The following is a 24820-nucleotide window of genomic DNA, read 5'->3' on the forward strand; positions in this document are numbered from 1 at the left end:
ATGCCGATCCCCAGGTGGCCCCGGTGGGCCGAGGGAACTCATCTCGCGGTGTGACTCCGCTTGACCTTGACACGGTGGCAAGGTTTTCACTGCATCAAGGAGGTGATCCCGATGATCATGTCGAAAGACCAGGTGGACGCGAGGCGGGCTCTCCAGGGCCTGGAGGCGGGCAACCCGTCGGTACGGCTGCGAGCCGCACTGGCGCTCGGCACGACCCCCGCCCCGGAGTTCGTCGACACGCTCGTCGAACGATGCGCGGTCGAACCCGAGTTCCACGTACGCGAAATCCTCACCTGGGCGCTCACCCGCCACCCGGCCGCACTGACGGTCCCGAAGCTCGTCGGGGAGCTCCGCTCCGGGAGTGCGCTGGCACGGAGCCAGGCGTTGCACACACTGTCCAAGATCGGAGATCGGCAGGCCTGGCCGGCGATCACCCGGGAGTTGCTGACCGATCCCGACGACGAGGTGGCGCGCAGCGCCTGGCGCGCCGCGGTGGTACTCGTGCCCGAAGCGGAGAAACCCGACCTGGTCGGGGTGTTGGTGACACAGCTCGGGCGCGGCGAGCGTGAGACGCGGTTGAGCCTCAGCCGGGCGCTGATCGCGCTCGGTGAAGTGATCATGCCGGCCCTGACCACCGCGACGACAGACCCCGACCCTCGGGTCCGGGAGCATGCGATCGTCACGGACCGGCTGTGGCACGACCCGGAGGCCGGATTCGAGTTCGCGGTCGAGGAGGCGAAACGCGTCGTGGCCCTCGGCCCGGCCAACCGGGAGGTGGGATGAGCGGTGTTGATCGGTGACGTGGCCCGGCGGTCCGGAGTCAGCGCCCGCATGCTCAGGCACTACGAGTCGCTCGGCCTGCTGCGGCCGACGGGCCGTACCGGCACCGGCTATCGGGAGTACTCCAGCGAGGACGTCCGGCGGATCTTCCATATCGAGAGCCTCCGGTCGTTGGGGCTCTCGCTGCGTGACGTCGGACGCGCGCTCGACGATCCCGGCTTCACCCCCGCCGGACTCGTCGACGACCTCATCCGGCGGACCCGGGAACGCATCGCGAAGGAGACGGAGTTGCTCACCCGACTCCGCCGGATCGGCGCCGCGGAACCCGCCGACTGGGAGGACGTCCTCCACGTCGTCGCCCTCCTCCAGGCACTGGGGTCGGAGAGCGCCGGGAAACGCCAGCGTGCGGCCCTGTCCTCGACCGAAGAGGTGCCGGTGCCGGTGGAGGCACTGGTCGAGGCGGTGCTGAGCGAGACGGATCCGAACGTCGCCGGAGCCCTTCGGTGGGCGTTGACGCGCTCGGGCGACGCCGGACTGGCGCCGCTGGCGGAGGGCCTCGGCTCGTCGGTGCCCGAGGTGCGGCAACGGGCCGTCCAGGCGATCGCCGAGATGCCGGGTGCGGCCGCGACCGCACTGCTGCAGGACGCCCTCGCGAACTCCGACACCGTGGTCCGCCGGCACGCGGCGCTGGCGCTCGGGGCACGAGGCGGAGCCGACGCGGTTCCGACGCTCGTCGACATGATCGTCGAGGAGGTGAACGACGTCGACGCGGCCGACACGCTGGGCGCGTTGGCGAGTGATCCGGAGTTGGCGGAGCAGATCGCGGCGAGGATCGTCGAGTGCCTCGCCGACGACGGCGCCGGTCAGGCGTCCGCACGCCGACGGCGGCTCACCCAGGCGCTCGCGGAGATCCCGGGAGACATGGCCGCCCGTGCCCTCGTGGCGCTGTCGCTGGACCGGGACCGCGGCGTCGCGCTCACCGCGACGTACATTCTCCAGCTACGCGACGCACGGTAACGGTCACCGCCGGGCGGTGAGCGACTGTTGCCGTGGCCTCGGCGGCACCCCTACCTGCCCGCCGCGAACGGCGCCGGCCTGTATCGATCCGCGCGGTCCAACCCGCGGCCGAGGACGTGACGGCGGTCAACGGGCCGCACGGGCTTGAGCGCTGTGGGTGCTCCGCGAAGGTGATCCGGGGCCGCGCCCACCTCGGCGGTGCCCCGGACCGACGGCGGTGTCACGGGTGAGCACGCCACGTGCAGGTACGCGTCCCCGCCTTCGGGTAGAGACCGGCGAGAAAGACCGCGTGGAAGTCGACGGGTTGGCCTCGGCACAGGTATCCCCGGTCGAGGGCCCGCCCCTCCTCCAACTCGGCGATCGCGGCGTCCAGCTCGCCCTGGCGTACCCGAAGCCGGGCCCGGCCCTGGAAGTACGCGGCGACCGCGAGGGAGTCGAAGCCGGCCCGCTCCGCGTCGACGCGCATCCGCTCCAGCAGTTCGTCGTGCTCCGTGACTCGGCGGGTGGTATCCCTCGGCCAAAACGCCGCCTCGCGACGGTGCCCCGGTCGCGGCCGCTCAGTCGACGCAGAACTCGTTGCCCTCGACGTCCTGCATCACCAGGCACGACTCGTTGTACTCGTCGGCGCGCAGCAGGTACAGGCGTGTCGCGCCGAGCGCGACCAGTCGGGCGCATTCGGCCTCGAGCGCGGCGACGCGCTCCTCACCCACGAGCCCGGTGCCGACCCGCACGTCGAGGTGCACCCGGTTCTTGGCGACCTTGCCTTCGGGTACGCGCTGGAAGTACAGCCGCGGGCCGGCACCCGTGGGATCCATGCAGGCGAACCCGGCACCCCGCCGCTCGGGCGGCAGCGTGCGCTCGTAATCGTCCCAGGCGGCGAACCCCTCCGGTGGTGACGGTACGACGTACCCCAACACCTCGCACCAGAAGCGCGCGACGCGCTCGGGTTCCGCGCAGTCGAAGGTGACCTGGACCTGCCTGACCGATGCCATCGGCCGATCATAGAGGCAAGATCTTCGTCGTTGCCATGAGCTGCAAGGGGTTGTTGCCACCGTACCGGATAGGGCGAAAGCGGTGCGGCTGTGGGTTCTCGGCAAAGGTGATCCGGGGCGGCCAACCGACCGGCAGCGGATCAGATCCGGTGAGAAGCCCCAGGCCGTCGTCTTCCCACCTATGAGGTCGTTCTGACCCTTCGGCCGCGGATTGCTTCTCGTGAACTTACCCCTGCGGCTCCGGCAGTTGCGGGTGATAGGGCGCGGCTATGTGTGGGGCGGGGTGGCTGTGTTCTCGGCGGGTGCCTGGTCGAACTCGTCGCGGTTGCGGAGGATGTCGCTCTGGTGGCTACGGACCCAGTACACGAGTCCGTCCACGGCATCGCTCAGTGAGCGGCCGAGCGGCGTCAGGGCATATTCAACCCTCGGGGGTACTTCCGGGTATGCGGTCCTGGTTACCAGCCCGTCCCGGGTGAGGGCGCGCAACGTCTGGCTGAGCATCCGCTGGGAGATGCCGGCGACCTGCTCGTGCAGCGCGGTAAAGCGCAGCGGGCCGGACGCCAGGACCGTGATGGTCAGCAGCGTCCACTTGTCGCCCACCCGCGCCAGCACGTCGCGGACGAGCTCGATCGTCTGGACGCAGTCCGGCGCGACCCCGCGCTGCGCGAGTTCGGTGCCACGGAAGCTTGTCACGGCTCTCTGTTCCTCATGCGTCAGTAGCTGACTTCAAAGTGCGTATGGGAGAGCCGGACTAAAACCGGCGGGCGCACGTTTCTTACTGATCGTAACTGACGTGCGGCCACCCCTTCGTGGCCGTGACAGCGGGAGGATGGCATGGTCCGGCACGACACCTTCACGATCTCGCGGCACCTCGACGTGCCGCCCGGCGAGGTCTTCACCGCGTTCGCCGACACCGCGATCAGGCGGCGGTGGTTCCGGCTTCCCGGCAGCGAAGCTTCCTACGCGCACGACTTCCGGGTGAGCGGAGGCGAGACGGCGCGCAGCACCTACACCGGGCTGGACACCGCGCCCGAACGGCTGGAGTACCGGTCGCGGTACATCGACATCACGGGCACCCGCCGGATCGTCTACGGCTACGAGGCCGTCGTCGACGGCGAACTGCGATGGACCTCGCTGGTCACCGTTCGGCTCGACGCCGAAACGGACGGAACCCGCCTGGAATGGACCGAACAGGTGACGTTTCTCCGGTACGAGGGCGACGGCAGTGTGGACCTGGCGCACCTGCGCGGCGCAAGCGTGCTGCGGCTGAACGGCCTCGACGCGGCGCTGCAATCCGGACGTCGGCGTCTGCAACGGCAGTGAAAGTCGTGTCGGATGGAGCCGATTAATTTGCGCAGCAGGACGTTTCCGACCATCAGTAACCATCGGATCAGCAGGAACGGACCAGGCATGACGAACATCGGGATCATCCTCGGCAGTACCCGCCCCGGCCGGGTCGGTCACCAGGTGGCCGAGTGGGTAGCCGAGCAGGGCGGCCAGCACGACGGCATCGACGTCGAGGTGGTGGACATCGAGGACTACGGTCTGCCGGTCTTCGACGAACCACAGTCACCGCTACTCGGCTCCTACGCCCACGCCCACACAAGGAAGTGGAGCAACAAGATCGCCGAGTTCGACGGATACGTCTTCGTCACCCCGGAGTACAACCGATCGATCCCTGCGGCGTTGAAGAACGCCATCGACTACCTCTACGGCGAGTGGAACAACAAGGCGGCGGCCTTCGTCTCCTACGGCAGCAACGTCGGCGGCGCCCGCGCGGTGGAACACCTGCGCCTCATCACGGCAGGTCTCCAGCTAGCCGGCGTACGCACTCAGGTCAGCCTGTCACTCGCCACCGACTTCGCGGCGTTCACCACGTTCACCCCCGGCGACCGCCACAACACCATGCTCCGCCAACTCTTCGCCGAGGTGACCGCCTGGGCCGAGGCGCTCGCACCACTGCGCCGACCCTGACCACACTCAGACCGCTCGCGATGACAGTCAGGCCACCGCCCAGGCGATGGCCTGACCCGTCGCGACGGCGTCCGCAAACGGATCCAGATGCTTGATAGGCCGAGAGAATCACGACGCCCTGATCTGCCGCGGTGAGCGCGCACCCAGCCTGCGTGGCCTTCATTACTCAGTGTTACGTCCGTGGTGGCTCAACCCGGGCCTGACCTACCCATCAGTTCTGGAGATGGCGTACCGATCTCGGGACTTCAGCCTGTACCCCGACAAGCGACGACCCGGACGGCGGCACGCAGCCGGGTTCGGATCAAGTTCCGTGAGAACGGATCAGGTAGGGATCAGATCCAGTGAGAATGGATCACCCTCGGTGAGAACCCACAGCGGCTGTGGGTTCTCACCGAGGGTGATCCGGGGTGGCCAGCCGACCAGCAGCGGATCAACTTCGGTGAGAAGCACCAGAGTGTCTTCTTCTCACCGAACCTGAACTCTTGTTGCCGGAGGAGACCAAGCCGGCCCACCAGGACGCCGCGACGCGCCCGACCGGGCACGCAGCATCAGCCCGGATCGGTCCTCAGTCCGCCGTGGCGAGCGAGGGTTCGGAGAGCGCTCGTTTCAGGAGCACATCAACTGGGCGGCGGCGGTGACGCTCGGCGGACGTGGCCGCACCCAACTTGTGGCGACCGCGTCCCGGACCGGCCGGGTCACGCTGTGGCGGTCTGGAACAGTGCAACTGTCGACCTGAGGTGGGCAGCCAGCTCCGCCGGGCCGTTGACCTCGAACGGCAGCCCGATCGATGCCAGCCGGAGCGCATGCCATTCGCCGGTGTCCGGCGGCGCGAGCCACCGGCAGGTACCGTCCGGCTGGTCGGTCAGGGTACCGGGTGGCGGCCCGCCGAGGCGGTCCACCACGTGGGCAGCGGGTGCGTGGATCACCACGTCGGCCGGGTAGGTCGGGGCCATCTGCATTGCCCGGCTGGCGACGAAGGCGGCGACGTCCCCGCCGGGTACCTCCCTCGAAACCGCCCGAGCACCGGTCGCGGCGACCTGCGTAACCCGGTCCAGCCGAAAGGTCCGCCAATCGGCGCGATCGAGGTCAAAAGCGAGCAGGTACCAGCGTCTCCCGGCCGCCACCAGGGCGCGCGGCTCGACGTGCCGGCCCTCGTCGCGGTAACGGAACCGCAGCCTCTCGTGGTTGGCGATCGCCGCGGCGGTGACGATCAGCGCGTCGGGGTTCACCGGATCCGTGGCCAGGGAGAACGGGTGGGTCACGGTGGAGGAGGTCAGTGTGTCGACTCGGTGGCGCAGCCGGGCCGGCAGAACCTGGAGCAGCTTGCCCAGCGCCCGTACCGCCGCTTCGTCTGCCCCGGCCACCGCCTGCGTCGCCGCCGTGCGCAGCCCGATGGCCACGGCGACCGCCTCGTCGTCTTCCAGTAGCAGCGGCGGCATCGCCGCGCCGGCTGTCAGCCGGTACCCGCCCAGCCCGCCCTGCTCGGCGTGCACCGGGTAGCCCAGCTCACGCAGCCGGTCGATGTCGCGCCGCACGGTCCGGCCGGAGACCCCGAGCCGCTGCGCCAGCTCGCTTCCCGGCCACAGCCGAGGGGTCTGCAACAGCGACAGCAGGGACAGCAATCGGGCGCGCGCGTCGGGCATGCTGCCATTGTGCCGCGCAACTAGGACCGGAACTGACCTATATGAGACCTACCGTGAGGGGCGCAAGTCCGCTACGACACGAGGGAGATCTCATGAGCAGCACCCCACCCGCCGGGTACACGACCGTCGCGCCGTGGATCGTCACGCCGGACACCGGGCAGTTACTGGACTTCATCACCGCCGTGTTCGACGGGGTCGAGATGGGGCGCGTACCGCTGGAGGACGGGACGATCGGCCACGCCGAGATCCGCGTCGGCGACACCGTACTGCTCGCTTTCGACCGGCTAGCGGACTGGCCGGCCATGCCGTCGCTACTGCGGGTCTTCGTCGCCGATGCCGACAAAACGATCGAACGCGCGGCCGCCGCCGGAGCCCGAGTGGTCACCAAACCGGCCACCCAGGCCTTCGGGCAGCGGGGCGGTCGGGTACGTGACCCGTTCGGCAACATCTGGTGGATCAGCGCGATGGTCGAGGACGTCGCACCCGAGGAAGGAATGCGACGGCTCGCCGAACCGCAGTACGCCGAAGCGATGCGCGACGCCCAGGAGACCCTGGACCTGGAACTGAGCGGGCGTACCGACAGCATCGTCAGCCGCCTGCCGGTCGACTGAGCCCGGTGATGGTCCAAAACGCCGTATCGCAGAAGCTTTCGGTGCCCAATCCTTCCGGCGGCCCGCGACCGGCAGATCAAGTTCCGTGAGAACCGATCAGGTACGGATCAACTTCCTTGAGAAGCGATCAGCTTCCCTGAGAACCCACAGCGGCCGAAAGTCCGGAGCCGTGGCCGGTGTCAACCGGGGTTGACAACGCCCATGCTGTCAACCATAGTTGACAGCATGAGTCAGGCAACGGATCTGGCGGCGGCGGCCGGCAGCACCGACCCTCGGGTCGGGCTGCGAGCCGTGGTGGCCCTGCGCCGGCTGTTGGAACGACTGGAGGTCATCCAGGTCGACAACGCCCGGCGGCAGGGCTGGTCCTGGCAGGAGATCGCCGACGCGCTGGAAGTCAGCAGGCAGGGAGTCCACAAGAAGCACGCCGGTCGATCGGCGACGCGCAGCCTGGGAGGATCATGATGTTCGAGCGGTTCACGACGTCGGCCCGCGAGGTGGTCCGGAGTGCCGTGACCGAGCGTGACCGGCTGGGGCACCGACTCGTCGGCACCGAGCACCTGCTGCTCGCCCTCCTTGACGAGGAGATCAGTTCGGTGGCTCCGGTGCTGCGGCAGGCCGGCCTCGACGCGGACCGGGTCCGCGCCGATCTCGAGCGGCGGGCCTACGGGATGGCCGACCTCGACGAGCGGGACGCCGAGGCGCTGCGGGCGATCGGGATCGACCTGGACGCGGTCCGATCCAAGATCGAGGAGTCGTTCGGCCTGGGGGCGCTCGAACCGCCCCCGTCGAAGCGACGACGTTGGCCGTTCGGCGGCGTCGAGCTTTCCAGCCCCTTCTCCGCCCGGGCGAAGAAGACCCTCGAACTGGCCCTCCGGGAGGCGATCCACCTGCGGCACCGGTGGATCGGTGCCGAACACGTCCTGCTCGGAGTGCTGCGGGAGGGCAACGGCCTCGGAGCGCTCATCCTCACCGAGGCCGGCCTCGACCTCGATGAGCTGCGCCGACGTACCCTCAACAGCCTCAGTCAGGCGGCCTGAGGCGTACCGCCGGGTCCGGGGCGCGTGGCGGTGCCCCGGACCGCAGCGGCGTCCCGGCCACCCCGCCAGCGCTGCGACACGCCGGGCGCCACACCGAGGGCGGGGAGCGAAACACGTCACGTCCGCCCGGGTCGCTCCGGATGGCCGGCTGCTGCACACTGGCGGCCGTGAAGGGACGAGGCACACGCGCACGTGGTACGACCGGGCCGAGGTCGGCCGTGGTGGTGAACCCGGTGAAACAGGCCGACCTCGACGGGCTGCGCCGGACCGTCACCGAGACGTTGACCGCGGCCGGCTGGCCGGAGCCGGCCTGGTTCACCACCACCGTCGAGGACCCCGGCCGGGGACAGACCCGACAGGCCATCGAGGACGGCGCCGAGGTGGTGTTCGTCTGCGGCGGTGACGGCACCGTCATGTCCTGCGTCGGTGCCCTGGTCGACACCGACGTGACGCTGGCCATCCTGCCGTCCGGGACCGGCAACCTGCTCGCCGCCAACCTCGGGCTCTCCAACGACCTCGCGGCCGGCCTCGAGGTGGCGATCGAACAGGGGCGCCGCCGGATCGACGTCGGCGAGTGCGAGGACGGCTTCTTCACGGTGATGGCCGGAATGGGATTCGACGCGCAGATGCTCGCGGCCACCTCCGAGACGACAAAGGCGCGGGTCGGTTGGCCCGCGTACGTTGTCGGCGGCCTCCGCCACCTGCGGGACCGGCCGATGCGGGTCTCGATCCGGATCGACGACGGGCCGCCGCTGCGGCGCCGGGCCCGTACCGTCCTGGTGGCCAACGTCGGGCGACTGCAGGGTGGCGTACGACTCTTCGCCGACGCCGAACCGGACGACGGTCATCTCGACATCGCGGTGCTCACTCCTCGGACGGTCCAGCACTGGTTGTCGCTCGGCTGGGCCGTGCTGCGCCGCCGCGACCGGGTACCCCGGATGGAGGTGCTGCGCGGTCGGCGGGTCACCATCACCAGCAACCGTGCCCAGCCCCGCGAGTTGGACGGTGACCTCATCTCCCCGGGGCGGTCGTTGAGCGCCGTCGTCCGCCCGGGCGCGCTCTGGCTCTGTGTGCCGCAGCCGGCGACGGCGCCGGACCTGTCCGAGGACGCCGACGCGGCGGCGGAACGCGGCGAGCGCCGCGTCGAACGGTCGGCAGGGTGAGGGGCGAGGAGTGAGCGGGTTGTGCGAGCCCCGCAGCCCGCACGGACGGTGGGCAGGGTGAGGGGCGAGGAGTGAGCGGGTTGTGCGAGCCCCGCAGCCCGTACGGACGGTCGGCAGGGTGAAGGTGAGGTCGTGAGCAGCACCAGGATGGTTCCGGAGACCCGGGTCATGGCGGACGACGAACTCTCCGCCGACGACGCCTGGCACACCCTGCGCCGGTACGGCGGCTGGCACCTGCTGCGGGACGCGTTCATCCGGTTCCGGTACGGCGACGCGTTCAGCCACTCCCGGGCCCTCGCGCTCCAGCTCTGCCTGGCGGTGGTGCCGTTCCTGATCGCGATGGCCGGTCTGATCAGCGACCTCGGCGTACAGGAGGGTGGTCTGGTGGTCGCCGACACGGTCGTCGCGCTGACCCCGGGGGCGAGTGACGAGGTGGTCAAGGAGCTTCTCGTCGACTCGGACCGGACCGAGGACGCGGGCGAACTGGCGCTGGTCCTGGGTCTGCTCACCGGCATGGTCGCGTTGACCACCACGATGGCGCAGGTGGAGCGGGGCGCCAACCGGATCTACGGGGTGGAGCGGGACCGGCCGGCGCTGTGGAAGTACGTCCGAGCCGCGATCCTGGCGATCTGTGCCGGGGCGCCGGCGCTGCTCGGCTTTTTCATCCTGGTCGCCGGGGGCGCACTCGCCGACTCCGTCCGCCGGCACTACGGCTGGTGGGGGTCGGGCTTCGACCTGGCCTGGGACATCGTACGTTGGCCGTTGAGCCTCGGACTGACCGTGATCGCGGTCGCCGTCCTGTTCCGCCACGCTCCTCGGCGTCGTCAACCGGGGCTGTCGTGGCTGCTCTTCGGCGCCGGCCTCAGTACGGCACTGTGGTGGCTGGCCAGTCTGCTGTTGGCCGGGTACGTCAGCTACAGCGACGCGTTCGGCGCCACCTACGGCGCGTTGGCTGGCATGATGGCGCTGCTGCTCTGGGCGAACCTGACCGGCATCGCGCTCTTCGGTGGTCTCGCCTTCGCCGCCCAGTTGGAGGCGTTGCGGCTCGGCGACCACGAGCCGGCCGAGCCGGACCGCTGGAAGCCGCCGCCACACCCGGATTCCGATCCGGACGTGGTGGGCGGGGCCGGCGCCAGCGTACCGACGCCGCGACGCGGCACGGCCGACGCCGCGTAGCTCCCCGGCCCGCGTCCCTTCCGGTCGGCCGTTCCCGGTTGGCCGTCCCCGACCCGCCGTCCCCGGCCGTGGTCCGGCCGGCCGGACCACGGGGGTGTACCCGGGCAGCCGCGCGGGTACCGGGCAGGCCAGGCGCGGGAAGGGAGCGGGTGTGGCCACGGTCGGCGAGGTGCTACGACGTCCGTTCGGACATTTCGCGGAGCGGAGCCTGGCCGGCTTCGCGTTGGTGGTCGGCGCCGGTACGGGCTTCGGCATTCTTCTGCTGCTGGTCCGATTCCACTGGGATCCACTGCAGCAGGCCGACCACCAGAGCGCGGACTGGTTCAACCAACTGGTCTCCCGGCACGACGGACTGGTCACCGTGATCAGCGCGGTCAGCGCGCTCGGCGGCCGGCCGATCATGCTCTGGCTGGTCACCATCGCCGTGGTCGGCCTGCTCATCCGCCGGCAGGGACGGCTCGCCTGCTACCTGATCGTGACCGGGGTCGGGGCACTGCTGCTCGACCCGTCGGTCAAGGAGCTCGTCGGCCGGCTACGACCGGTGGTGGACGTACCGGTCGCCTCGGCGCCGGGTAACAGTTTCCCGAGCGGTCACGCACTCGGTTCGATGGTCGCCTACGGGGCGCTGTTGCTGGTTTTCCTGCCGGCGATGGCGCCGCGCTGGCGTCGGGCGGCGACCGGCCTGGTCGCCGCCGTGGTGGTGCTGGTCGGGGTGACCCGGGTCGCGCTCGGGGTGCACTACGTCTCCGACGTCCTGGCCGGTTGGCTACTCGGTCTGGCCTGGCTCGGCGTCACCGCGTACGCCTTCCGACTGTGGCGCCGCGAGCGGGGTCGTCCGGTACGGCCGCTGGAGGAGGGGTTGGAGCCGGAGGCCGGCCGCGAGGTCGCGCCACCGGCGGAGGAGCGGGTACTGCCGCATCCGCGGGCCGCCGTCGCCGAGTTGATCACCGGCTGGGTGCTGGTCTTCGGCGCCCTGTACGCCTTCGGCGTCCTGGTCAGCTACCACCTCGACGGCACCTTCGTCGACACCCTGGACCGGGCAGTGCCGGAGTGGTTCGCCGCACACCGCACCGAGCGACTCGACGACGTCAGCCACTGGTGGAGCAAGGCCGGCGACACCCACGCGATCCTGCTCGTCTCACTGGTCTTCTGCCCGCTCGCCCTGGCCTTCTGGCGGCGGTGGCGACCGGTGCTGTTCCTCGCGCTCACCATGTTCGGTGAACTGGGCCTGTTCCTCGCCACCGCCCGGGCGGTCGACCGGCCCCGTCCCGAGGTGCCGCACCTGGACGGTCCGCTGCCGACCGCTGCCTTCCCGTCGGGGCACATCGCGGCCACCATGTGCCTCTGGGTGGCGATCGCGGTACTGGTCATGCCGCGTACCGACCGGTGGTGGCGGTGGCTGACCGTGCTCGCCGCCGTGGTCATGCCGCTCGGCGTGGCCACCTCCCGGATGTACCGGGGCATGCACCATCCGAGTGACTTCGCCGGTGCACTGCTGCTCACCGCGCTCTGGATCGGCGTGCTCTGGTTTGTGCTCCGGCCGAACGAGGAACTTCGCACCGGGGCACCCGACGGTGCCGGGACGGCCGACGACCGAGCGGAAGCGGTGACGCCCGAGGCGGAGCGGGCGGCGTCCGGGCCGGGGTCGACGGCACCGACGGGTCCGGTGTCGGTGCCGTCCGGGTCCAGCCCGGCCGGGCCGGACAAGTTCGACGACGAACTGGCCAAGGCGTCGCGCCCCGGCTGAGGGCGCCCCGCCCCGCCCCGGCCGGGGCGCGGCAACGGCGGCTGAGACACGGTGCGCCGCGCCGGATGCGCAGGCAGGGGACGGAGGGCGGCCGGGATGCGGGTCATGACGTACAACATCAGGAACGGCGGCCGGGACGGCGCCGAACCGGGCCGGCTCGACCGGGTGCTCCAGGTGATCGGGGAGCAGCGGCCGGACGTACTCGCCCTGCAGGAACTCGGCGAGCGGCGGGGCGGCCGCCGCCGGTTCGCCGCTGTCGCGGACCGGCTGGCAATGCGGCCCTACCTCGCTCGGGCGTGGTTCGGGCAACCGGTCGCGGTACTGGTCCGGCCGCCGGGGGAGGCCGTCTCGGTGGCACCGGTCCGTCGGCCCTTCCACCACGCGGTCCAGCGGGTGGTGCTCCGGACCGACCGTGGCCCGCTCACCGTGGTCAGTGCGCACCTGCAGCCGTACACCGGGCGGCGCCGGCTGCGCGAGGCGGGCTGGCTGATCGGGGCGACCCGCCGGGGTGGGCCGGACCGGATGATCCTGCTGATGGGCGACCTCAACTCACTCGACCCGTGGACCGGGCACACCGAGCGGCTGGCCCGCCTGGCGCCCCGATACCGGGCCCGGCACCTCATGCCGGACGGCGCGACCGTGGACACCCGGGCCGTGGCTGCCCTGGACCGGGCCGGTTTTGTCGACCTGGCCCGGCGGTCCGGCCAGGCGCCGGGGGAGACCGTGCCGACCAGTGGGTGCGGCGGCGCCGAGTTCTCCGGCATGCGGCTGGACTACCTGCTGGCGACGCCGGCACTCGCCCGGCTGGCCGGCCCGGTCCGGGTGGTTACCGGCGGCGCGGCGGAGTCCGCCTCGGACCATTATCCGCTGGTCGCCGACCTGGACCTGCGACTGTGCTGAACGAACGCGACCGGTCGGTCCGTACCGCTCAACCCCCCAGGCCGATGTCCCGGGCCAGCAGCGCGGCCTGCACGCGGTCCGCGACCCCGAGCTTCGCGAAGATGCCGGAGAGCTGGTTACGGATTGTCTTCTCGCTCAGGCCGAAGTGCCGGGCGATCCGGGCGTTGGTGTCACCGAGTGCGAGACGCCCGAGGATGTCCCGTTCCCGGGCGGTGAGCTGGTTGAACGGGGCCGGCAGCTCGGCCGGGGCGCGATTGAGCGAGGCGAGCACCGATGGCCCGATCCCCGGTCCCAGTACGACGCCACCCTGCGCCACCGTGCGGAGCGCGTCGATGACCGCGTCCGGGTCGGTGTCCTTGAGCAGATATCCGCGCGCACCCGCGCGCAGCGCCCGGACCACGATCTCCTCGTCGTTGGCCATGGTCAGCATCAGCACCTTGGCCTCCGGACAGGAGAGCAGGATCCGGCCGGTCGCGTCCACCCCGTCCCCGTCCGGCAACGTGACGTCCATCGCGATCACCTCGACCCGCTCGCTGACCGCGAGAGCGACAGCCTCGGCGACGGTCGCCGCCTCGAAGACCTCGCCCACCCACGACTCGCCCTCGAGCATGGTTCGCAGGCCGCGACGTACCACCGGGTGGTCGTCGACGATGAGGATCCGTCCACCGTGCACCATGCCTGTCGCCCGCCTCCGCACACCGCAGTGTCGTGGGGCGATGTCGCCGACCGGCATGCCGAGCCCGCGACGCCGGCCTCGGCCATCGCGGGTTCAGCGTAGCGGTCTACCGGATGCGGTCACCCCCACCATCCGGTGTCGGGATGCCGGCGCCGTCCAACCGTCCCCCGGGCCCGGTGTCCACCTCCCCCGTCCGGGGGCTGGGCAGGCCGGACTCCGGGTCGGTAGGCGGCGACGACTGCCCACTCCGGTGTACCGCGCCGGCCTGGTGACCGTCCGCAACGGACGGCTGACCAGCGTCCACCGGGTCAGACCCGACGCGACGTTCGCCGGGTGGGCGGACGGTCGTCGGATCCGTCCCGGGGGGCCACTCGGCCGTCGGGTGCTCCTCCGGACGCCGTCCCTCGACGTGCCCGCCGGGCCAGGATTCGTCTTTTGATCGGCTGCTTTCCGCGGCCCGGCTCGGTCCGGTCGCCGGGCCGTGGCGGGTTGCCGGCCTGGTTTCCGATGCCAGGCTGTTCTCCGCCGGCTGGAACGGCAGCCGTACCCGGATCGAGGTGCCGTGCGGCGCGGCGTCAGTGATCTCGAATTCGCCACCGAGTTCGGTCGCCCGTTCCCGCATCGAGTCCAGACCCACCCCGCCGGGCCGGCGCGGTCCCAGCCCGACCCCGTCGTCCACGATTTCCAGGCCGAGCCCCCGGTCCAGACGTACGGTGACCCGACAGGTGCTGGCCTGGGAGTGGCGGGTGACGTTGGTGAGCGCCTCCGCCACGATCCGGTACGCCGCCACCTCGATCGCCGCCGGTAGCCCCTGGAGGTCGTCGTCGACCTGCAACCGCACCGACAACGTGCCGCTGTCGAACCGGGCGCACTCGTTGCGCAGCGCCGCCGCGAGACCACGGTCCAACGCCGGTGGTCGTAGCTGGTTGACCAACTGCCGCACCTCACCGGTGCAGGTCTGCAGGTCCGCCGCGAGCGCGTCGAGGATCCTGGCCGTCCGGGGCTGGTCGGCGACGAGCTTCTGCGCGGCGCGTACCTGCATCGCCATCCCCGCCAGTGTCGGCCCCAGTCCGTCGTGCAGGTCGCGGCGCAGCCGACGTCGTTCCTCCTCACGGGCGGTGATCAGCCGTTCCCGGGAGTCCTGTAGGTCGTGCACGAGCCGGACGGCGTCGGCCGCCACCGCGGCGTGCAGTGCCAGATCGTTCAGGAGTCGGCGCTCGACCGCCGTGAACCGGCTGGTGGCACTCCGGTTCGCGACCAGCAGCCGGCCCACCCGTTCCCCTCGGGTGACCATGTCGAACGATTCGACCGGGGTGTTCGACGTCCCGTGCGCGGCGATGATCCGGGGCCCCTCCCGCCCCTCCACCTCGACGGCGACGTGCGGTACCCGCAGTGAGCCGGCGATGGTCCCGGTCAGCAGCGGAAGTACCGCGTTCGGCTCCACGGTACGACCGAGCAGGTCTCCCAGTCGGGTGATCACCTGGTACGGGTCATCCCGGTCGCCGTAGAGCAGCCGGTTGACTCCGCGCTGAACCCGCCCGCGTACCGGCTCGAAGGCGACCGCGACCAGGCCGGTCGCGACCAGTGAGGCGTTCGAGGTGTTGCCCGACATGAGCAGGTCACGGAGCAGGGCGACCAGTCCGACGAACCCGGCGATCACCAGCAGGCTCATCACCAGCCAGACGATGGTCCGGTTGATGACCTGGTCCAGCCCGTACAACCGGTAGCGGAGGATCGCGATGGCCATCCCGGCCGGCAGCGCCACCACCATGATGGCCCAGGCGCCGGTCAGACCCAGCACGTGCAGCACCAGGCCGATGACCAGCAGGATACCGGCGGCGACCAGACATGCGAGTTGCGCTCTCGTCTCGCCGCCGGCCCGCCGCCAGCGCAGCAGCAGCGAGACCAGGACCGCGACCAGCGCGCCCATGACCGCCGCGATGGTGAGCAGCCCGATCTGGACCAGCAGCTGAGCCCGACCGGTCGCGGCGACACCCGCGTCGTCGGTGTTCATCAGGTTTCGCGGATCGTCCAGTGCGGCGACCGCGAAGGCCACCGACGCGACCACGGTACCGGCGATCACGAGCCAGGCGACCGGACGCCACCACGGCGACGGTAGCCGCCCGTCCGGAAACACCAGGAGGGCGAGGACGATGAGCCCGTACGCCGGCCACCAGGACCACTGACTCAGCCAGTCGAGGAACAACAGGTTGGTCCAGCTCGCCGAGAGCACGCCCATGCTCGCCGCCCCCCCGGCGGCGAGCATGAGCCGACCCACAAGGTGACCAGGCATGCTGACCAGCACCATCGCGCCCATCGTGGTGAAGGCGACGGCCACCACGCTGCTCTGGCTGGTCAGTACCCCCGTCGTCTTGTCAGCGTTGAACAGTTGCCCGATGATCACCAGCGTGATGACCGCCGACGCCCCCGCCAGCAGGCTGATTCGACGTGCCGACCAACGGCTGGCATTCTCCGTGGACCTCACCCCAGCGACCCCTGACCGCTCCGAATCTCAGTGTGCCCAGCCGGCGGCGTGCATCGCGTTGTGGAACCAACCGTCCGAGTGCATCAACCTGATGGCCCCGTCCGATGCCGGCGCCGTGGGTCCGGGGAACTGCGCCGCGTCATCACGCAGCGTCCCTTCGCCGATCTTCGGCAGTGCCGCGATCGCCGCCTCCAGGGAGAGCCCCGAGCCGTTCACCAGCTCCGGGTGCCGGCGGAGGTAGTCCCGGACGTGCTGGACCACGGCCTGCAGCCGGGCCTGGACCAGATCGGGTTCGGCGTCGTCCAGGGTCGGGACCAGACTCTCCAGCTCCCAGGCGTCGTTGAACACCGGCGTGAGCCGGTGCCCTGCCCGGTCGAAGAACTCCAGTCCGCCCTTTCCGCCGAGATCCTTTTCGCCCAGCAGGTCCGCCACGCTGTCGTAGGCGTGCGCGAAGCTGTTGTCGCTGGCGATGACGATCGGCTGGACGTCCGCGGGCGAGGCCGGGCCGCTCGGCAGTCTGGTCATGACACTCCTCTCGGGATCCATCTGCGACAGTGATCGGCGCTGGTCGGCGACGGGCTGTCCAACCGCAGCCTAGGCCCGGATTTCAAGGTGACGCGGAACCAGCCGTCGGCTAGGAATCATGTCTGTCCCGACGTCCCGGTGACCCGGGACCACCGTCCCGGCACGGTCGGGAGAAACTGGCGACCCCACCGCGCCCGTGCGGCGCCGAACGGCGCCGGACCGGGCGGCTCGACGTTGATACCAGGTCGATGGCGGTGTGATGCCGGTCGTCGGCAGTCTCGACGGTGCCACCGGTCGCCACTCACCACGACCGGTGTGTTGTCCACCGGCAGGCGGGGAGACCGATGACGGCCAGGCTGTCCCGAAGCATCCTGCACCGGGGTTCCGGCGAGGTTCCGCCGGCCCGGGCCGACGAACGCGGCGCCGGAACGGCGGCGTACCCGCCCGGCCGCCGACCGGCTGTGCCCGACCTGGTCGGAACCGCTTCCGGCGAGGTCGACCCGGTCGTCCACTTCGGCGCCGCCACCGTACGGCCCGATCGCCCGGAGACAGCCACCGATCCGGCCGAGGCCGTCGCCGGCCTGCTGGCCCGGATCCGGCTGACCGGCTGGACGGTGTACGAGGAATCCGGCCGTACGGTGGTGACCCCGGCGCGGCCGGCGTCCCGGCTGCAGGGCTGGCACCTGCAGGTGTCGGCGACCGTGCTCTCCGCCCCGCGGGTGCTGGCCGCCTGCGTGCCGGTGCTGATCGAGACCGGTACGCCGTTCACGTTCGTCAGCACCGTGGCGGGAGTCGCCGAGCGCAACGCCGCCCGGGCGCCCAGGGCCTCCGCCGGCCGGTTCCTCATCGGATATCCCGCCACCGACGACATCTTCCGGGATCTGGCCCGGCGGCTCGACGAGGCGACGGTCGGATTGCCAGGTCCGACCATCCTGTCCGCGCGGCCGCTCCGGGCCGGCGGTCCGGTGCACTACCGGTACGGCCTGTTCCGTGCCGGCGTGGCGGTGCGCGACCTGGACGGGGTGCGTCGGTGGTGTCTCGTCGCGCCGGACGGTCACCTCGTCGAGGACACGCTCGAGGTGGATTTCCGCCCGCCGGCCTGGGCCGGTTCACCGTTTGATCCGCCGCCGGAGCACCTGGTGCCGGCGGCGGCCACGACGTCCCCCGCCACGGCGGCGACCACGTCGGCCGGATCGATGTGGTCGGTCACCGCGATGCGGTTGATGGGGCCAACGGGGGCGGCCGGGCCGGTGGGTTTCCTGCCCACCGGTCCGGCCGAGTCGACCGGGGTACTGGTCGGCGGCCGGTACGGCGTCACGCGGGCTCTGCGACAGGCCAACCAGGGCGGGGTCTACCAGGCGCGTGACCTGCGTACCGGTGCGGACGTGCTGATCAAGGAGGCACGCCCGTACGTCGCCACGGACCTGCTCGGTCGGGACGTCCGTGATCTGCGGGCCCACGAGGCGCGGGTGCTCCGGCACCTGGCACCGCTCGGTGTGACGCCCCGCCCGCTGCGCGAGTTCGTCCAGGGGGACCATCGTTTCCTGGTCGAGGAGCTGCTACCGGGGCGTTCCCTGGCGCAGCCGCTCGTCTCGGGTCAACCGCTCGACACGCCGGCGGTGCTCGAGACGCTGGGCCGGCTGGCGCACCTACTCCGCACCGTGCACGACGCGGGCGTGGTGGTCCGGGACCTGAACCCGGACAACGTCATGGTGCTGCCCGACGGGACGCTCCGACTGGTCGACCTGGAGTTGGCGGCCCTGCGTACCGGCCCGGCCGGCTGGGCATGGTTCGACGGCGAGAGCGCCGATCCGACGTACCACGCGCCGGAACAGGTGCGCGGCGGCCCGCCGGACCCCTCGGCGGACCTGTTCAGCCTGGGGATGACCGCGTTGCGGCTGGTCGGCCGGGCGGCACCGGCGCAGCACGCCGCCGACCTGCCGCCCCGTCGGTCGGTGGAGGAACGGGTCGTGGCCCTGCTGGACCCGTCAGTCGGTGGACGGCCGCTGCCCGACCCGGTGCGCCGGATCATCACCGGCCTGCTGCGGACCGAACCGGCCGAGCGGATCGGGCTGGACGAGGTGATCTCCCTCTGTGCCCCGGCACCCGACCCGCCGGCCCCGACCGCCGCGTCCACCGGTGCCGGGGCCGCCGACGACCTGCCGGACGAGGACTGGACGGAACTCGTCGACGGCATCGTCGGCCAGTTGGCGCACGATTTCCACCGTGGCCGGTGGAGGGCGGGCACCGACGCCGCACCGTACGTCGGTGGGCGTGCCGAGCCGTGCACGGTGCAGGACGGCCTCGCCGGGCCGGTCGCCGTACTGGCCCGGCTGGTCGCCGAACGTCCGCCGCACACCGGCTCCGCCGACCCCGGGCCGCTCGGGCCGGACACGTTACGACGGGCCGGCCGGCTGCTCGACGACCTGTTGGACCGGATACTCCGGCACCTGGAGCAGGAGCCGCACACCCTGCCCGGGCTGTACGCCGGTTCCGCCGGGACAGCCTGGGCGCTCTGCGACGCCGGTCGGCTGCTCGGCCGGCCGGAGCTGGTCGACCGGGCCGTGGAGTTGGCGCTGCGACTGCCGGTGGACTGGCCCGATCCGGGACTCGCACACGGGGTGGCCGGGCTCGGCGCCGGACTGTTGCAGGTGTGGGGGCACACCTATCTGCCGGCGCTGCGGGAGCGGATCACCACTGCCGCCGCCCGACTGCTCGACACCGTGGACGCCGGGCCGGCGATGCTCTGGACCGTCGACCCGTCCTGCGGTTCCGTGTTCGCCGGGCAGCACTCCTACGGTGCACCGCACGGTACGGCGGGCATCGGTGCGTTCCTGCTCGCCGCGGGTCACCGGCTGGGCCGGCGGGACCTCATCGCCGCCGCCGTACGCTGCGCCGACACCCTTCTCGACAGTGCCGCGTACGACGGCACCGGGGCTGCCCGCTGGCCGGCCGAGCCCGCCCTGACCCACGACGGCGGCGCCGACCCCGTCACCGGCCCGCACCGGTGTGCCGGGCCGGCCGGGATCGGCGGTTTCCTCTGCCGCCTGTATCTCCGGACGGGGGAGCGTCGACACCTCGACGGGGCGGTGGCCGCGGCCCGGACGGTGTTCCGGGACCGTTGGTGGTCGAGCACCGGCTACTGCCACGGGCTGGCCGGGGATGCCGACTTCCTGCTCGACCTCGCCCAGGTCACCGCCGACGACCGGTACGCCCGACGGGCGGCGGCGCTCGGCCGGCGCCTGTGGGCGATGCGGTTCTACCGGGACGGTCGGGCGGTCCTGCCGGACGGGTCGGACCAGGGCGTCAGCCCGGGTTTCGGCACCGGGCTGAGTGGACAGCTGGCGTTCCTGCTCCGGCTGCGGTACGGCGGCCCACGGTTGTTCCAGCCCGATCCCGACCCGGTCGGGTCGGCCGGGCTCGGGGACGTCACCGGTGCCCGGCTGGCGGGCACGCCGGTCGGTGCGGACCGGGCGTTGTGCGCCGGTGGACGGGCCTGCCGGTGTTGACGATGCCGAACGCCGAGCTCAGGTGAGCGCCGCGCACCGGCCCGGCCGCGGGTCGGCCCGGCACCGGCCACCGACCCGGATCCGTCCACCCCGGCGGTCCGTGGGTTCGGCGGGCCCAGGACGGGGACCGGTCGGGCCGGGCACTCCACCGTACGGGAATCCACCGCCGGAGACCCCGGTGGACCATCCTGTTCCTCGGCCGCGCCGACCGTTTCCCCGGCCACGCGCACCGCGACGGCCGCCGGCGGCTCCGGGACCATCCGGGCCCGCCCCGGCGCGGCCGGGGGCACCGGCACCCGGTCAGCGGCGTCCGGGGGAGTGGCGGCCCGGTTGTCCTCCCCGCGGTCGGACGTCAACCCGGCCGGGCTCCGGCGACCGGACCTCACGGCGGCCGGGGTCGCGGGGTCGGATCTCACGGCGGCCGGGGTCGCGGGGTCGGATCTCAGGGCGGCCGGGGTCGCGGGGTAGGGCGACGGGTGGGTCCGGTCCGGTGGATCGAGCGTCGGATCCCGGTTGAGGATCCGGCGGTGCAACACGCTCAGTTCGGCACCCGGCTCGATGCCGATCTCCTCGCTGAGCCGGTGCCGGAACTCCTGGTAGGCGCGGAGCGCCTCGGTGACCCGGCCGGAGCGGTAGAGCGCGATGATCAGGTACTGCCGGAGCCGCTCGTTGAACGGGTCCACGTCGACCATGTCGAGCAGTTCGGCGACCAGCCGGTGATGCCGTCCGAGGGCCAGTTCCAGTTCCACACACCGGGCCCGCGCCCCGGCCCGTGCCTCCGCGAGCAGTGCCGTCGCGGTCCGGACCAGCCGGCTGGGCAGGCCGTGCAGGGCCGGACCACGCCAGAGGTCGAGTGCGGTCCGGAGCAGCGGGACGGCCGACGTGGGCCGTCCGGCGTCGGCCGCCCGGTCGGCCTCCGTGACCAGGTGCCGGAACAGCAGTACGTCGACGTCCGCCGCCGGTACGCAGATCCGGTAACCGGTCGGCTCGGTGCGGACCACCGCCGGCGGTATGCCGGCCTGACCGAGCAGCCGACGCAACTGGGACACCACGATGGTCAGCTGGCTGCGGGCGGTCGCTGGCGGATGCCAGTCCCACACCGCCTCGACCAGCCGTTCCGTCGGCACCGTCCGGTTCGCCTCGAGCAGGAGGGTGGCGAGCACGGTCGCCACCCGGGCGCTGCGGATCCGTACCGGGACGCCGGCGACCTCGACCGCGAGGGGACCCAGGATTCTGAACCGCATACGCGTCTCCGCCGTCGTGCCCGCGACAGCCGTACGACTGCCCGTCGCTGAGCCTGCGGCAACCGGCGGGGGAGGGCCAGGGACAGCCGACCCGGCCGGTGGGGAGGATCGCCCGACCGCCGGAGCCGTCGGGGGGCAGTTGCTTCAGAAAAGCAGGTTGACCAGCACGGTGAGCACGATCGAACCGACCACCGAGATCAGGATCATGAGCAGGCAACCCGGCCCGCCGCCGAGCGGACGAACCTCGACGTTGCCGATCCGCACCCCGCTCAGAGCTCCCGTAGCCGGGGCAGCAACTCGTCCCGGGCCCAGTCCAGGAACATCGGCTGGCTCTCCACACCCACCTGGACCAGGGCCACGTCGGTGAATCCCGCGTCGACGTACTTCTGGAAGGCCGCGACGTGGGCGTCCAGGTCCGGCCCGCAGGGCACGGTCCGGGCGATGTCCTCGGGACGGATCGTCTCGCTGGCGCCGACGAACGACTCCGGACCGGGCAGCTCGGCCTTGACCGTCCAGTTCAGCGCGGCCCAGCGCCACTGCTCGTGCACGGTCTCGCGGCAGTCGTCGGCGTCCGGGCCGTAGCAGACCGCGACCTGGCCGTACCGGGGCCTGCCGGTGCCGCCGGCCTCGTCGTACAGCTGGATCACCCCGGCGTCGGGGTTGTCGCAGACCACCGCGTCGGCGTACTCGGCGGCGAGCTGGACGGAGTGCGGCCCGGAGGCCGCGACGGCGATCGGCACCGGCGTCTCCGGCCGGTCCCAGAGGTACGCCTCCGGCACCTCGAAGTGGTTGCCGGAGTAGGAGAGGTTGTCCCCGTCGAGCAGCGGTCGGATGATCTGCAACGCCTCCTCGAACATCTCGTGCCGCTGGTGTACGTGCGGCCAGGCGCCGACGACGTGTTCGTTCAGGTTCTCCCCGGCGCCGAGGGAGAGGGTGAACCTGCCGTCCGACATGACGCCGATCGTCGCGGCCTTCTGGGCGACGACGGCCGGGTGGTACCGCCGGATCGGACAGGTCACGAAGCTCATCAGCCTGATCCGGGAGGTGGCGTGGGCGACCGCGCCGAGCACCGACCAGGCGTACGGCGAGTGGCCCTGTGACGCCAGCCAGGGGTAGTAGTGGTCCGAGATCACCAGATGGTCGAAGCCGGCTTCCTCGGCCCGGATCGCCTGCTGGACGAGTTCCTTGGGTCCGGTCTGTTCACACATCAGGGTGTAGCCCACCGAGACCATGCCCGCCTCCTCTGCCGTCCCGATCCCCGATGACTACCCCGGATGTCCGGGCTGAATCCGGATGGTCGTACGGAACCGGGGCTGTCGGTCGGTCGCCTGTCCAACGAACGTCGGGCTTGTCGGACGTGTCGGGGTCCCGTCCGGCCCGGCGGTCGGGGAGCGGGCAGCGGACAGTGACGGGCTTGACTGTCTATGGCCGTTCGGGTAGCGTCCTCTTAACCGGTTAAGGTTGCCGGTGCATCATCCTTGTGGTGGGGATGACGACACCCGTGGCGGTCGGTCCCTCCGGCCGCCCGGGCGCCCCCCGGTCGCGCTGCCTTCCCTGTGCTCACCGGCGGTACTACCGTGTCGAGCCATGGTGATCTTTCGACGGTTGGGTGCCGTCCTGACGGCGGCGACGGTGGCGGTCTCGTTCGGTGCCGCCCCGGCGGCGGGCACCGGACGCGGGCACGGGTCCGGTGCCGGCCACGAGCCCGGTAACACCAGCGGCCACGGCTCGGGGTCCGGCCACGGGCACGGGCCCGGCGGGAGTGGCGGCCCCGGCGCGCCGGGCGTCGGTGACGACTACTTCCCGGTCGCCGGCAACGGCGGGTACGACGTGCTCCACTACGGACTCGACATCCGGTACGACCCGGCCAGCCGGGCCTTCGCCGGGGTGGCGACGCTCGACGTCCGGGCCACCGACCGACTCTCCCGGTTCAACCTCGACCTGCGCGGCTTCGAGGTCCGGTCGGTGACCGTCGACGGGCGGCCGGCCCGCTTCGACCGGGACGGCCAGGAGCTGCGGATCTCACCGAAGCGCGGCCTCGCCCGGGGCGAGCGGTTCACCGTCGTGGTCCGCTACGACGGCACCACCGGCCGCCCGACCGACATCGAGGGAGCCCTCTACGGCTGGGTCTCCACCCCCGACGGTGCGTTCGTGGCCAACGAGCCCGACGGGGCCTCGACCTGGTACCCGGTCAACGACCACCCGACCGACAAGGCCAGCTACGACTTCCGGATCACGGTGCCGGCCGGCAGGACGGCGGTCGCCAACGGCGAACTCGTCGACCGGCGGACCCGCGAGGGCTGGACGACGTACGTCTGGCGGGCCCGCGACCCGATGGCCAGCTACCTGAGCACCGCCTCGGTCGGCGACTACGACCTGCGCTACTCCCGGGGGCCCGGGGGACTGCCGATCATCGACGCCGTCGACCGGGACCTGGGGCCGGAGGCCGCCGCCGGACTGGCCCGGACGAAGGAGATGATCGCGTACTTCAGCGGGCTGTTCGGGCGTTACCCGTTCAGCTCGTACGGCGCGATCGTCGACGACGACTCCGACGCCGGGTACGCCCTGGAGACCCAGACCCGGCCCATCTACTCCGGGCCGCCGTCCGAGTCGACGGTCGCGCACGAGCTGGCCCACCAGTGGTACGGCAACAGCGTCAGCCCGGCCAGCTGGCGGGAGATCTGGCTCAACGAGGGGTTCGCCAGCTACGCGGAGTGGCTCTGGGAGGAGCACGCCGGGGGACGTACCGCGCAGGCGAGGTTCGACACCACCTATGCCCGACCGGCGACGGCCGGCATCTGGAACCCGCCGCCGGGTGACCCGGGCGCGAGCAACCTCTTCGCCGGCTCGGTCTACACCAGGGGTGCGATGACGCTGCACGCGCTGCGGACGAAGATCGGCGACCGCGCCTTCTTCAACCTGCTCCGGACCTGGTACTCCGCCAACCGCGACAGCACGGCGAGCACCGCCGACTTCGTCCGGCTCGCCGAGAGGACGTCCCGGCGGCAGCTGGACGACTTCTTCCAGGTCTGGCTCTACACCCCGGGCAAGCCGATCTCCTGGTGACGGGGAACGGCGGCGCCGGGCGGATCCAGAGTGGATTTCGTCGGCGCCGCCGGCCCACGCCGCCCGGCGTCGTCCCGCGCTGACCACCGCCGCCCGGCGTCGTCCCGCGCTGACCACCGCCGTCCGGCCCGGCCCGGGCCTCCGTCGGGCCTCGCCCCGGGCTTTCGTGGACAACACCCTCCGGCATTACTTAACCGGTTGCGTCAATTGACCGATCGGCCTACCCTGATCCGTGCCGCCACAGGGAGTCGGCCGGTAACTGTCGGGCAACGGTT

Annotated in this window: 21 protein-coding genes and 1 pseudogene; 13 read left to right on the top strand and 9 right to left on the bottom strand. The window is 71.6% G+C overall.

Translation table 11 applies throughout. The features are described 5' to 3' along the window. The first annotated feature begins 111 nt into the window (after positions 1 to 111). The gene (locus ABGB21_RS04715; RefSeq protein ID WP_347653122.1) at positions 112 to 783 is read left to right on the top strand and encodes a HEAT repeat domain-containing protein; all 672 of its coding nucleotides are present in this window, start codon (positions 112 to 114) and stop codon (positions 781 to 783) included. A gap of 3 nt (positions 784 to 786) precedes the next feature. After that, positions 787 to 1797, top strand: a complete 1011-nt coding sequence (locus ABGB21_RS04720; RefSeq protein ID WP_347653121.1) for a MerR family transcriptional regulator — start codon at positions 787 to 789, stop codon at positions 1795 to 1797. Positions 1798 to 2017: 220 nt separating this feature from the next. Here ABGB21_RS04720 and ABGB21_RS04725 read toward each other — a convergent pair whose 3' ends face one another. The 3 genes from ABGB21_RS04725 to ABGB21_RS04735 form a co-directional block, all read right to left on the bottom strand. Continuing rightward, a complete protein-coding gene (locus ABGB21_RS04725) occupies positions 2018 to 2263 on the bottom strand; it encodes a hypothetical protein (protein ID WP_347653120.1) in 246 nt (81 codons plus the stop codon). 91 nt (positions 2264 to 2354) lie between these two features. After that, positions 2355 to 2789: a VOC family protein gene (locus ABGB21_RS04730; protein ID WP_347676475.1), complete on the bottom strand. Its 435-nt coding sequence runs from the start codon at positions 2787 to 2789 to the stop codon at positions 2355 to 2357. A gap of 267 nt (positions 2790 to 3056) precedes the next feature. Then, positions 3057 to 3482: a helix-turn-helix domain-containing protein gene (locus tag ABGB21_RS04735; RefSeq protein WP_347653118.1), complete on the bottom strand. Its 426-nt coding sequence runs from the start codon at positions 3480 to 3482 to the stop codon at positions 3057 to 3059. A gap of 141 nt (positions 3483 to 3623) precedes the next feature. On the opposite strand from ABGB21_RS04735, the gene ABGB21_RS04740 reads away from it, so the two are divergent. Next, complete coding sequence (locus tag ABGB21_RS04740) at positions 3624 to 4112, top strand: SRPBCC domain-containing protein (RefSeq protein ID WP_347653117.1); 489 nt, start codon at positions 3624 to 3626, stop codon at positions 4110 to 4112. 87 nt (positions 4113 to 4199) lie between these two features. Next, the gene (locus ABGB21_RS04745; protein ID WP_347653116.1) at positions 4200 to 4763 is read left to right on the top strand and encodes an NAD(P)H-dependent oxidoreductase; all 564 of its coding nucleotides are present in this window, start codon (positions 4200 to 4202) and stop codon (positions 4761 to 4763) included. Positions 4764 to 5458: 695 nt separating this feature from the next. Here the strand turns inward: ABGB21_RS04745 and ABGB21_RS04750 are convergent. Continuing rightward, positions 5459 to 6406 (bottom strand): YafY family protein, encoded by a 948-nt coding sequence (locus ABGB21_RS04750; RefSeq protein WP_347653115.1) that lies wholly within the window; start codon positions 6404 to 6406, stop codon positions 5459 to 5461. A 92-nt stretch (positions 6407 to 6498) separates the two neighbouring features. Here ABGB21_RS04750 and ABGB21_RS04755 point away from each other — a divergent pair, with 92 nt between their 5' ends. The 7 genes from ABGB21_RS04755 to ABGB21_RS04785 all read left to right on the top strand — a co-directional run bounded on the left by ABGB21_RS04755 (position 6499) and on the right by ABGB21_RS04785 (position 13040). Further along, a complete protein-coding gene (locus ABGB21_RS04755; protein WP_347653114.1) occupies positions 6499 to 7017 on the top strand; it encodes a VOC family protein in 519 nt (172 codons plus the stop codon). 225 nt (positions 7018 to 7242) lie between these two features. Next, complete coding sequence (locus tag ABGB21_RS04760) at positions 7243 to 7479, top strand: helix-turn-helix domain-containing protein (RefSeq protein ID WP_347653113.1); 237 nt, start codon at positions 7243 to 7245, stop codon at positions 7477 to 7479. After that, complete coding sequence (locus tag ABGB21_RS04765; RefSeq protein ID WP_347653112.1) at positions 7476 to 8054, top strand: Clp protease N-terminal domain-containing protein; 579 nt, start codon at positions 7476 to 7478, stop codon at positions 8052 to 8054. The genes ABGB21_RS04760 and ABGB21_RS04765 overlap by 4 nt, the downstream gene beginning before the upstream one ends. Positions 8055 to 8194: 140 nt before the next feature. Further along, complete coding sequence (locus tag ABGB21_RS04770) at positions 8195 to 9217, top strand: diacylglycerol kinase family protein (protein WP_347653111.1); 1023 nt, start codon at positions 8195 to 8197, stop codon at positions 9215 to 9217. Positions 9218 to 9349: 132 nt separating this feature from the next. Then, complete coding sequence (locus ABGB21_RS04775; protein WP_347653110.1) at positions 9350 to 10393, top strand: YihY/virulence factor BrkB family protein; 1044 nt, start codon at positions 9350 to 9352, stop codon at positions 10391 to 10393. A gap of 151 nt (positions 10394 to 10544) precedes the next feature. Beyond that, on the top strand, positions 10545 to 12140 hold the full coding sequence (locus ABGB21_RS04780; RefSeq protein WP_347653108.1) for a phosphatase PAP2 family protein: 1596 nt from the start codon (positions 10545 to 10547) through the stop codon (positions 12138 to 12140). 105 nt (positions 12141 to 12245) lie between these two features. Next, positions 12246 to 13040 (top strand): endonuclease/exonuclease/phosphatase family protein, encoded by a 795-nt coding sequence (locus ABGB21_RS04785; protein ID WP_347653106.1) that lies wholly within the window; start codon positions 12246 to 12248, stop codon positions 13038 to 13040. A 28-nt stretch (positions 13041 to 13068) separates the two neighbouring features. Here ABGB21_RS04785 and ABGB21_RS04790 read toward each other — a convergent pair whose 3' ends face one another. The 3 genes from ABGB21_RS04790 to ABGB21_RS04800 form a co-directional block, all read right to left on the bottom strand. Beyond that, entirely contained in the window at positions 13069 to 13716 is a 648-nt protein-coding gene (locus tag ABGB21_RS04790) for a response regulator transcription factor (RefSeq protein WP_347653105.1), read from the bottom strand. Between the two features lie 106 nt (positions 13717 to 13822). Further along, positions 13823 to 16201 (bottom strand): histidine kinase, encoded by a 2379-nt coding sequence (locus ABGB21_RS04795; RefSeq protein ID WP_347676477.1) that lies wholly within the window; start codon positions 16199 to 16201, stop codon positions 13823 to 13825. A 27-nt stretch (positions 16202 to 16228) separates the two neighbouring features. Next, positions 16229 to 16726, bottom strand: a complete 498-nt coding sequence (locus ABGB21_RS04800) for a hypothetical protein (protein WP_347653102.1) — start codon at positions 16724 to 16726, stop codon at positions 16229 to 16231. A 344-nt stretch (positions 16727 to 17070) separates the two neighbouring features. Between ABGB21_RS04800 and lanL the strand changes: the two genes are divergently transcribed. Next, positions 17071 to 20235, top strand: a complete 3165-nt coding sequence (lanL, locus tag ABGB21_RS04805; protein WP_347676479.1) for a class IV lanthionine synthetase LanL — start codon at positions 17071 to 17073, stop codon at positions 20233 to 20235. 527 nt (positions 20236 to 20762) lie between these two features. Here lanL and ABGB21_RS04810 read toward each other — a convergent pair. Together ABGB21_RS04810 and ABGB21_RS04815 are read right to left on the bottom strand one after the other, a co-directional pair. Then, positions 20763 to 21479, bottom strand: a pseudogene (locus ABGB21_RS04810) (AfsR/SARP family transcriptional regulator); the annotation flags it as partial. A gap of 269 nt (positions 21480 to 21748) precedes the next feature. Continuing rightward, complete coding sequence (locus tag ABGB21_RS04815) at positions 21749 to 22711, bottom strand: TIGR03557 family F420-dependent LLM class oxidoreductase (protein ID WP_347676482.1); 963 nt, start codon at positions 22709 to 22711, stop codon at positions 21749 to 21751. Between the two features lie 355 nt (positions 22712 to 23066). Between ABGB21_RS04815 and ABGB21_RS04820 the strand changes: the two genes are divergently transcribed. Then, the gene (locus ABGB21_RS04820; RefSeq protein WP_347676484.1) at positions 23067 to 24545 is read left to right on the top strand and encodes a M1 family metallopeptidase; all 1479 of its coding nucleotides are present in this window, start codon (positions 23067 to 23069) and stop codon (positions 24543 to 24545) included. The last annotated feature ends 275 nt before the right edge of the window (positions 24546 to 24820 follow it).

It is taken from the genome of Plantactinospora sp. B24E8, from assembly GCF_039871735.1.
Taxonomy (GTDB): domain Bacteria; phylum Actinomycetota; class Actinomycetes; order Mycobacteriales; family Micromonosporaceae; genus Plantactinospora.

What these genes read in the sequence shown, in the direction of transcription:
- ABGB21_RS04760 (WP_347653113.1), top strand. Translation starts at nt 7,243, where the DNA reads ATGAGTCAGGCAACGGATCTGGCGGCGGCGGCCGGCAGCACCGACCCT.
- ABGB21_RS04745 (WP_347653116.1), top strand. Translation starts at nt 4,200, where the DNA reads ATGACGAACATCGGGATCATCCTCGGCAGTACCCGCCCCGGCCGGGTC.
- ABGB21_RS04815 (WP_347676482.1), bottom strand. Translation starts at nt 22,711, where the DNA reads ATGGTCTCGGTGGGCTACACCCTGATGTGTGAACAGACCGGACCCAAG.
- lanL (WP_347676479.1), top strand. Translation starts at nt 17,071, where the DNA reads ATGACGGCCAGGCTGTCCCGAAGCATCCTGCACCGGGGTTCCGGCGAG.
- ABGB21_RS04770 (WP_347653111.1), top strand. Translation starts at nt 8,195, where the DNA reads ATGGCCGGCTGCTGCACACTGGCGGCCGTGAAGGGACGAGGCACACGC.
- ABGB21_RS04730 (WP_347676475.1), bottom strand. Translation starts at nt 2,789, where the DNA reads ATGGCATCGGTCAGGCAGGTCCAGGTCACCTTCGACTGCGCGGAACCC.
- ABGB21_RS04755 (WP_347653114.1), top strand. Translation starts at nt 6,499, where the DNA reads ATGAGCAGCACCCCACCCGCCGGGTACACGACCGTCGCGCCGTGGATC.
- ABGB21_RS04750 (WP_347653115.1), bottom strand. Translation starts at nt 6,406, where the DNA reads ATGCCCGACGCGCGCGCCCGATTGCTGTCCCTGCTGTCGCTGTTGCAG.
- ABGB21_RS04820 (WP_347676484.1), top strand. Translation starts at nt 23,067, where the DNA reads ATGGTGATCTTTCGACGGTTGGGTGCCGTCCTGACGGCGGCGACGGTG.
- ABGB21_RS04800 (WP_347653102.1), bottom strand. Translation starts at nt 16,726, where the DNA reads ATGACCAGACTGCCGAGCGGCCCGGCCTCGCCCGCGGACGTCCAGCCG.
- ABGB21_RS04715 (WP_347653122.1), top strand. Translation starts at nt 112, where the DNA reads ATGATCATGTCGAAAGACCAGGTGGACGCGAGGCGGGCTCTCCAGGGC.
- ABGB21_RS04740 (WP_347653117.1), top strand. Translation starts at nt 3,624, where the DNA reads ATGGTCCGGCACGACACCTTCACGATCTCGCGGCACCTCGACGTGCCG.
- ABGB21_RS04790 (WP_347653105.1), bottom strand. Translation starts at nt 13,716, where the DNA reads ATGGTGCACGGTGGACGGATCCTCATCGTCGACGACCACCCGGTGGTA.
- ABGB21_RS04785 (WP_347653106.1), top strand. Translation starts at nt 12,246, where the DNA reads ATGACGTACAACATCAGGAACGGCGGCCGGGACGGCGCCGAACCGGGC.
- ABGB21_RS04725 (WP_347653120.1), bottom strand. Translation starts at nt 2,263, where the DNA reads ATGCGCGTCGACGCGGAGCGGGCCGGCTTCGACTCCCTCGCGGTCGCC.
- ABGB21_RS04765 (WP_347653112.1), top strand. Translation starts at nt 7,476, where the DNA reads ATGATGTTCGAGCGGTTCACGACGTCGGCCCGCGAGGTGGTCCGGAGT.